This is a genomic window from Acholeplasma sp. ORD1043 (genome assembly GCF_057808485.1).
The window spans coordinates 1-8,242 of sequence record NZ_JAQLOJ010000021.1; the positions used below are offsets into that span (position 1 = coordinate 1).

Genomic DNA, 8,242 nt, shown 5'->3' on the forward strand with positions numbered 1-8,242 from the left:
TTTGATGCAAGCCTTTTATTATCAAAAAACAAATCATTATTTGCTAATATGTAACTCAACCTCGGTTTTGTGCAAGATATTTAAGTTTGAGTTAAAAAGTTTGAACTTGAAAGTATTTTTTATTATAATCTCCCCTGTGTGAAAAAAAGAGGAAGGGTTGATTATAATGAAAAAGTTCGCACTTTTATTATTTTTAATGGTGTTTTCAGTATTGCTGGTGGCATGTAATATTGAATCAGGCACAAAAGGGGATAACCAAGATGACACCGTAACATTAGGTGATGAGTATAATAGTGAAAATATTATTTCTAGTTTAGGAGATACATATTACATTAAAGTAGCATTTTATGGAGATGATTTACCAAGTGAATATGTTGTTGCTAAATCCGGTGATAAAGAATTATATATGAGTGATTATAATTCCTATTTTATCGAAGGTGATAATGTTTATGAGTTAGACTTAGAAGCTAAGACTAAGACATTACTCGATGAATATATGCATGAAATTGTTTTATTATCACATGAGATGACATTTATATTCTTAGTTGAATGGGCTGAAAGTATAAATAATATTGCAAAATTTGTTAAGAACGATACTTATTTAGGTCGTTCAGTTCAAATTTATTCATGGAAAGCGTCTGTTTATGGTGTGAATATTGAAACAAATTACACTATTGATAATGAAACTAAAATTGCATTGAAATTCGAATACTTAACATCTGAAGGTGATGTTAGTTGGGAAGTTACAGAGTTTAAACTAACCGACGTTTCACTTACTACATATTTAAACTATCAAACAGTTAGTTAAAGAAATGAAAACCACCTAATATGGTGGTTTTATTTTTAATTAATCTTAAATTGGTTAAATAAGTAAGACAGTGGTTTATAAAGTATAACAATTGATAAGAAACTTGAGATGATCATACCAAGTTCATAAGGTATATCATTTATAAAGTAGACTATTGGGTCTAGTTGATAAAAAACAACAAAATAAATAATAAATAACCAGCTATAGATTAAGGATGACAAAATACCAAGTAATCCAAGAATCCACACATTTTCATGATTCTTTGAAAATAAACGAATCAATAAAGGGATTGAAAGCCAACCTAAAATCATAACAAATACACTTAGGATATCATAAGTCCCATGAAGTAAAACATCCACGATAACATGTAAAATAATAATTAATGTACACTTTAGACTACCAATCTTTTTAGAATATAAAACGAGTAAACAAACGGTTAATTGAAAAAACGGAATAAACGTAAGCACTGATTCCATGATAATGAGTACTGCAGTTAAACTTGAAATGATGACTAAATCTTTTACCTTGATCATATAAAAACACCTTATAAACTAGATATATTCTAGCATAAGGTGTTTATTTTTTTACGTCAAGCGTAATTAACTTCCAGCACTTTCGTATTTCTTTAAACCTTTACTCCAAATAAGTAGAGCAATCATCAGCATAACAATAGATGCAATTGCTACATAAAGTGTTTGTTCCCAAACGTTACCACCATTTAAAAGCGCATCGATTGGGAAAAATATAACAACAGAGAAAGGAATTATAAATGTCAAAATAAACTGAATAACTTTATGGAAAATTTGAATTGGATATTTAGCAAAATTAGAAATATCATAGACAGTTGTCATAACTTCAATACTTCTCTTAGTCCAAAAGGATATTGAACCAAAGATTAACTTAATTGAGAAAAAGAAAATCATTGAGAAGAATACCACCAGAATCATCGCAGAGACATTTGAGAAGGTGAGCACTAAACCAACTTGTGGGGTGAAAACAACTAAGAATACAATACCTAAGATTAACTCACCAAATCCTTCTAATTGAATCATTTCAGCGACTAATTGAAATAAAGGATTGATTGGTTTAATCAAATACTTATCTAAAATACCTCTTGCAATACCACCATTAGATAACTGCCAAATTTGATCAGAGAATATATGGTCAATTGCTTTTGGAATTAAGTAAAAACCATATAAGAATCCCATCATTTCAACTGTCCAACCGTTTAAATCAGGAATCGCAGCAACTGTCAAATAAAGGGTAAAAAATTGAATTGCATTTTCTAGTAAAAATCCAAAGATTCCAATCAATGCATCTAATCGATAGGCAAGTCTAGCTTTAATACTTCTAGAAATATATATCGGATAGAGTTTTAAGTATTTTTTCATATTATCCTCCTACCGAAACAACATGTTTTTTCAACTTATTGAAAGTCACATTACATAAGAAACCTAAAATTAAGCACCACATTACTTGAATGAGTAGCGTCCATAAGATTTCAATGCCTTCAATCCTACCCATTAAAATCATAATTGGATTTTCAATCATACTTTGGAAAGGTAAGAATTTTAAAACATTTTGTAACCATTCTGGGAAAAATGCACTTGGTAAAAGACTTCCAGATAAAAATGTGAAAGTGATATTCTTAATTAACATTAGTCCAAATAAAGCATTTGTAAAAATCGCTAATTCACCTAATAAAAACCCTAATCCATCAGTAATAACAAATGATAATAATGCACTGATTAAAAAGCAAATGATATTAAGTATTGATGGTAATTCGACCCCTAAGACAAAATATAAGATTAATGAAGCTACGATAAACAAAGGAACAATCATCAATATAATGTTTGATAAAAAGTAACCAAAACTATTTGAAAGTACACGATATCTATAACTCATTGGTCTAATTAAACTGAGTGCAATGCCACCTTCGTAAATATCCTCACCCACAATGAAAAAGGATGAAGATGAATAGACTAAATTCGCTGCAATTCTTGCAAAAATTAAATAGGTTAACATATCCGTAAATGATAACCCATTAATGATCGGTGTTGGAGAATTTGAATAAATTGCCGACCATAAAAAGTAAAGAATTAAAATACCGACTAAATCGCCTATCAACCACCCAAATGCACTAAATTTATAGGCGAAACCATTTAATATACCGCCTTTTGTAAAGGCCCAATATTTTCTAAATCTTTTTAACTTCATAAATTTTCTTCACTATGTTTTCTAAAGAGTTTTCTTCAATTTTGATATCTTCAATGATGAAGCGATCAAAGATAGCTTTTAGAACTTTATTGACATTATACTTAGCATGGTCAAAAGATACATTCACCATTCCATTTTCTTCTGTAATGACGCATTTGTCTTTAAGGTCTTTCTTTAAGTTATCAAGTTCTGCTAAATCTTTAGATACGAAACTAATATTTCTGATATCACCGAATTTGGACTTAATGGTTTTTAAGGCACCATCATAAAGTATTTGACCCTCATCAAGAATAATTACACGATTGCAAAGGTCAGTAATATCATCCATGTTATGGGTGGTAAGGATGATTGTTGTATGATATTGTTCATGAATATGTTTAATCGCCTCAATCATTTTATCTTTAACTAAAACATCAAGACCAATTGTTGGTTCATCTAAGAATAAAATTTTAGGGTTATGAATTAGTGAAGCAGCTAAATCCGCTCTCATTCTTTGACCTAATGATAATGTTCTTACGGGTTGATTTAAAAAATCTTCAAGTCCTAAGACTTCTTTTAAAAATTCAAATCTTTGTTTGTAATCCTCATCACTCAATTCATAAATCTCTTTTAAGATGACAAGTGATTCTATTAATGGTAAATCCCACCATAATTGTGTACGTTGTCCAAAAACTACCCCGATATTTTTCAAAACATGTTTTCTTTGTTTAGGATCATATGGTTTATACCCATTCACTGTGATTTCTCCAGCTGATGGTGTTAAGATGCCGCACATCATTTTAATGGTTGTTGATTTACCTGCACCATTGGCACCAATATAACCGACAATTTCACCTTCTTCTAGAGAAAATGAGATATCTTTTACTGCTTGTACTGTATCGTATTTCATACTAAACAACGTCTTAAACATGCCAATAATACCTGGTTTTCTAATAGGTCTTTTGAAATGTTTTTGCGCACTTTTAACTTCTATAATTGCCATTATACTTATTCCTCACTTAATTTAATTATACTGATTTCTAATCATAATTTCTTTTCAGATTATAATGTGAAAACGGTTACATAATTATATAAAAATAAAGACAACAATTTGTCTTTATTTTTCAATCGAATAATAGATTAAATCCGTTCTTTTTCCTGTTACTTTATTAATACGGTAATTTTTTATTGTCGCATTATATTTCATACCAGCTTTTTCCATTACACGGCCAGAAGCAGGATTTTCTGGTATATGACAGGCGGTAATTTGATCTGTACCTACTAAGTTGAATAAATAGTCAATGACTCCCTTTAACGCTTCTGTCATGTAACCTTGTTGCCAATATTTTCTACTTAAGACATAACCAATCGAAATTGTTTTATGGATTTTATTTACATTAACTGCATCAATTTCACCAATGACTTCATGCGTATCTTTTAAGACAATTACCCAATCAAAATTAAAATCATTTTGGTATCTATTCACCTTAAATTCAGCATATTTTAATGATGCTTCTTCGCTTGGGTGAGCATTCCAATCTAAGAATTTAGTCGTTTCTTCATCACTTGCCCAATTTTTAAAAATAAAAGGTGCATCAGATAATTCCATTCGTCTTAAAATTAGACGATTTGTTTCAATTGTATTTGTACCTATTCCATTCATATCTTCAACCTCTTAATCGCTTGATATTCTTATTCTATTATAGAGTAAAGTCATTTAAACAGCACCTAATATTATAAAGAAAAAGTTTGATCGTAATCAAACTATAATTTCTTTAATCTATTTATTGCATTAATTGTTTTTTTAATATCACCATTATATTTTAAGAGCAACTTTACATAAAGCTTTTTATCTTCGACAAATAACTTTAGAATTTCACCATTTGATACAAGTTCTAACCTATGATAATAATAAGATAGCGTTGGTGAATCTAGTTCTAAATACCATGGTTCTTCAAAGTCTTTATGATTAAATCCAAACCCAAATGTATAAAGACCTGAAATCGTATAACCTATAAATACAGTGTAAAGTTCTTTGATTCGATAAGAGTTTTCATAGATGATTGCTAAATGATCTTTAATAATACCTTCTTGTTCAAGTATTTCTTTTGCAACTTCAAATGGTAACAAAGGATACTTTTGTTCGAAATCATGCGTTTTTTCTTCAACTAGTCTACCTCTTACCTTTCTTCCTGTCTTAATTAAATGTATGAAAAATGGTATCGATAATAGTACTGCACAAATTAATGGCAATGCGTAAAGAAGTTCATTTTCTAAGTATTCACTTAGGATTGCTGTTGAAATTACACCAACAATCAAAATAAAGAATACCAAAGACATTATTCTTGGTAGTGTATTATAAAGAAAATTAAACTGATAAGTAGGCATATTTTCTTTTTCTTGTTGAATTGTTTCTCTAATTTTGCGCATTATGATTTTCCAAGTCTATGTTTAAGTTCATTTTTAACCATTTCAAGATCGGATGATGTTAGTAATGGAATTAAGCTTTGAATCTCTTCTATCGATTTGTCCCACCACTTAAATTCAAGTAATAAACTAATCATTTCATCATCAAATCTTTTTCGAATTATTCTAGCAGGATTACCTGCAATTATACTATAAGGTGGAACATCCTTACCAACGGTAGAATTTAGGCCAATGATTGCACCATCACCAATCTTTACTCCAGGAAGAATTGTTACATTTTGACCAATCCAAACATCATTACCAACAATTGTATCACCTTTAAATGGCATATTTTCTTTTATTGGCTTGTGTTCGAATCCTTCAAAAATATCAAAAGGGAATGTAGTTATTGCATTCATTTGATGATTCGCACCATTCATAATAAAATTCACACCATCAGCAATTTGACAAAACTTGCCAATGATTAATTTTTCATCATACATACCCCAATTATGCGTCACATGGGATTCAAAATCTTGATTGCTGAAGTATGAAAAATCACCAACAATAATATTTTCTTGTTTAATGGTTGGTTTGATATATGTTATCGAATTAAAGTTTGGATTTGGATATATCTTATTTGGATCTGGTTTTATGTTGTTTTTCATATATGAACCCCCTTTATTTACTCTAATTTCATTATAAATGAAATACTGAACAAAAAATAAAAAAAGGTTTTGAAAAACCTTTTTAATTTTTAATGTCCACTTCTATTATATCGATCATTATGAACTAATGAATCAATACCAACCACAAGTGAAACTAAGAATGCTTCATCTTCACGATCATCCAGTAACATTTCATAAGTATCTCCCCAAGATAACCACTTTTTAGAAACAGTAGCTACAATGCGATCATTCTTAGAAATTGTAAAGTTAAACTGAAATAGACCACCTCTAATATAATAATCATCCCCATTTACTTGTAATGTTAATTTTGGTGTCCATGCTAATGCATGTTTTTTCAATGTTGCAATCTTGTGATTTCTTGCATCAAAAATGTCTAAATATCGATTGAAAAATGAAAAGTAGCGATGTTGCATACGACATATGAAACGATTTGTATTATCGTATAATAACATTTTATCTCTTAAAGAGAAAATCTTTCCTTCCATATGATATTTTAGTTTTTGATTTTCATCATAGATTTTATATCTATCTGCAAGTGCAAACACTTTTTGTTTAATGTATAATCTCAATTTCAATAACCCCTTTTAAGATAAGTATTGTACATATATTTATATTGTATCTTTTTTTTATCAAAATGTTTAAAAAAAAGAGACACAAAATGTATCTCTAGAAACTTAATCTTTTTGATACTTAAAATAGTCATTTTGTTCAATATTGAGATCATTAAATCTTTTGTTGAATAGTTTAAATCTACTTTAAAATAAAGTCTATGGAAATATTGAGGGATTTATGTATGCGTTTTAAAAAAATACAACTATCCTGTAGGAAAAGTTGTATTTTTATCAGTTTATTTAAGTTGAGACATGTAGACATGTAAATAATTTCATACCAAAATTGTTATTTGGTTTATCTTTAAACATGAAGTATGTATAAAATTTCCAAGTTAAAGGATTATAGAAGGTTATCATTGAATCATAGTTCTTTAGGGTATGTTTAGTTTTTGGGTATGTTAATTTATATAAATCATCTTTTTCATTGAAATGAACTTCTTCAATGGATTCTAACACATATTTAATTTCTTTAATATCTTTTAGTTCCATTTCAATAGGGATGATATGATTTATCTTTTGTTTACCAAATGAGTTTAATATATTATCAAAATAACCTTCAAAGATAAACTTATTCATACCTTCATGTGATTTGAACAAATATAATGGAGCATACATTAAATCTGACTTTTTTTCATTAATTAAATAAAGTTTAAATATCAAATCAGAAAAACCATCTGTTTTATGTCCGTTATTTTTAACACGTTCTTTGATTTTATTGATATCAAAATCCATTTCAAAATCAATTCTATATTGCATCCCAATCATATATATACCTCTTAGAATAAGATTTCCTTTATTTCTAATACTGAATCAACTAAATATTTTGAATTTAGTTTTTCTAATTCTTCACGATCTCTAAATCCATACGAAACGAGTAAACAATCCATATTTGCATTAAGTGCTGTTTCAAAATCAACTTCACTATCACCAATATATATTGAATCATTGAGGTTTCCATTTAATGTCTTTATTGCATGATAAACCATATCAGGGGCTGGTTTTTTTAAAATATCTTCTCTTTGACCCAATACATAGTCAAACTGGTTTTCAAAATAATCTTTAGCAAGTTCTTTAACCACAATATCTGCTTTATTAGAAACTAACCCTACTTTAATCCCTTTACTTTTGAGTTCTTTTATGAGTTCTACAATACCTTCATAAGGTTTGGTTTTAATGGATGCATGATCTTTATAATATGCTGCAAACATTTTAAATGCTTCTTCGATATCGACATTTGAACCTTCAAATGATCTAGTTACTAAATTTTTAATGCCATGTCCTAAAAATCTTCTAATATCACTTTTTGGTCGAAGTGGTAGATTATACTTTGAAAGACAATAGTTTATGCTATCTGTTAAATCATCAAGTGTATCTAGAGCAGTTCCATCCAAATCAAATAATACAGTTTTATATTTCATATACTAAACATCTCTTTCTAATTCCTATTTGATTATAACACAATTATTTATGAATAAATAAGCCATCCCAAATTAAAGGATGGCTCATATATTTTAAATATATCTTTTATTTTT

11 protein-coding genes are annotated in these 8,242 nt (G+C 28.6%); 1 reads left to right on the top strand and 10 read right to left on the bottom strand.

What is annotated here, in order from left to right:
• Window positions 1-166 precede the first annotated feature (166 nt).
• A complete protein-coding gene (locus PG914_RS06775) occupies window positions 167-808 on the top strand; it encodes a hypothetical protein (protein ID WP_488823060.1) in 642 nt (213 codons plus the stop codon).
• A 35-nt stretch (window positions 809-843) separates the two neighbouring features.
• Here the strand turns inward: PG914_RS06775 and PG914_RS06780 are convergent, their stop codons facing one another.
• From PG914_RS06780 to PG914_RS06825, 10 genes are all read right to left on the bottom strand, one after another.
• A complete protein-coding gene (locus tag PG914_RS06780; RefSeq protein WP_488823061.1) occupies window positions 844-1,341 on the bottom strand; it encodes a hypothetical protein in 498 nt (165 codons plus the stop codon).
• A 66-nt stretch (window positions 1,342-1,407) separates the two neighbouring features.
• Entirely contained in the window at window positions 1,408-2,199 is a 792-nt protein-coding gene (locus PG914_RS06785; protein WP_488823063.1) for an ABC transporter permease, read from the bottom strand.
• A 1-nt stretch (window position 2,200) separates the two neighbouring features.
• Window positions 2,201-3,025 (bottom strand): ABC transporter permease, encoded by an 825-nt coding sequence (locus PG914_RS06790; RefSeq protein WP_488823065.1) that lies wholly within the window; start codon window positions 3,023-3,025, stop codon window positions 2,201-2,203.
• On the bottom strand, window positions 3,006-4,001 hold the full coding sequence (locus PG914_RS06795; RefSeq protein WP_488823076.1) for an ABC transporter ATP-binding protein: 996 nt from the start codon (window positions 3,999-4,001) through the stop codon (window positions 3,006-3,008). The genes PG914_RS06790 and PG914_RS06795 overlap by 20 nt, the downstream gene beginning before the upstream one ends.
• Before the next feature lie 120 nt (window positions 4,002-4,121).
• Entirely contained in the window at window positions 4,122-4,667 is a 546-nt protein-coding gene (locus PG914_RS06800) for a GNAT family N-acetyltransferase (RefSeq protein ID WP_488823066.1), read from the bottom strand.
• 101 nt (window positions 4,668-4,768) lie between these two features.
• Window positions 4,769-5,434 (bottom strand): hypothetical protein, encoded by a 666-nt coding sequence (locus PG914_RS06805; protein ID WP_488823068.1) that lies wholly within the window; start codon window positions 5,432-5,434, stop codon window positions 4,769-4,771.
• The gene (locus PG914_RS06810; RefSeq protein WP_488823069.1) at window positions 5,434-6,078 is read right to left on the bottom strand and encodes a CatB-related O-acetyltransferase; all 645 of its coding nucleotides are present in this window, start codon (window positions 6,076-6,078) and stop codon (window positions 5,434-5,436) included. Before PG914_RS06810 ends, PG914_RS06805 begins: the two co-directional genes overlap by 1 nt.
• Before the next feature lie 89 nt (window positions 6,079-6,167).
• Window positions 6,168-6,668, bottom strand: coding sequence for an LURP-one-related/scramblase family protein (locus PG914_RS06815; protein ID WP_488823071.1), 501 nt, complete (start codon window positions 6,666-6,668; stop codon window positions 6,168-6,170).
• Between the two features lie 282 nt (window positions 6,669-6,950).
• Window positions 6,951-7,475: a DUF4865 family protein gene (locus PG914_RS06820; protein ID WP_488823072.1), complete on the bottom strand. Its 525-nt coding sequence runs from the start codon at window positions 7,473-7,475 to the stop codon at window positions 6,951-6,953.
• Window positions 7,476-7,486: 11 nt separating this feature from the next.
• Window positions 7,487-8,128 carry an HAD family hydrolase gene (locus PG914_RS06825; RefSeq protein WP_488823074.1) on the bottom strand — a complete coding sequence of 214 codons (642 nt, stop codon included), beginning with the start codon at window positions 8,126-8,128 and terminating at the stop codon, window positions 7,487-7,489.
• Window positions 8,129-8,242: the final 114 nt, after the last annotated feature.

Bases quoted from the DNA above. Each gene is read 5' to 3' on its own strand.
- PG914_RS06775 (WP_488823060.1), top strand. From the start codon at position 167: ATGAAAAAGTTCGCACTTTTATTATTTTTAATGGTGTTTTCAGTATTG.
- PG914_RS06780 (WP_488823061.1), bottom strand. From the start codon at position 1,341: ATGATCAAGGTAAAAGATTTAGTCATCATTTCAAGTTTAACTGCAGTA.
- PG914_RS06785 (WP_488823063.1), bottom strand. From the start codon at position 2,199: ATGAAAAAATACTTAAAACTCTATCCGATATATATTTCTAGAAGTATT.
- PG914_RS06790 (WP_488823065.1), bottom strand. From the start codon at position 3,025: ATGAAGTTAAAAAGATTTAGAAAATATTGGGCCTTTACAAAAGGCGGT.
- PG914_RS06800 (WP_488823066.1), bottom strand. From the start codon at position 4,667: ATGAATGGAATAGGTACAAATACAATTGAAACAAATCGTCTAATTTTA.
- PG914_RS06805 (WP_488823068.1), bottom strand. From the start codon at position 5,434: ATGCGCAAAATTAGAGAAACAATTCAACAAGAAAAAGAAAATATGCCT.
- PG914_RS06810 (WP_488823069.1), bottom strand. From the start codon at position 6,078: ATGAAAAACAACATAAAACCAGATCCAAATAAGATATATCCAAATCCA.
- PG914_RS06820 (WP_488823072.1), bottom strand. From the start codon at position 7,475: ATGATTGGGATGCAATATAGAATTGATTTTGAAATGGATTTTGATATC.
- PG914_RS06825 (WP_488823074.1), bottom strand. From the start codon at position 8,128: ATGAAATATAAAACTGTATTATTTGATTTGGATGGAACTGCTCTAGAT.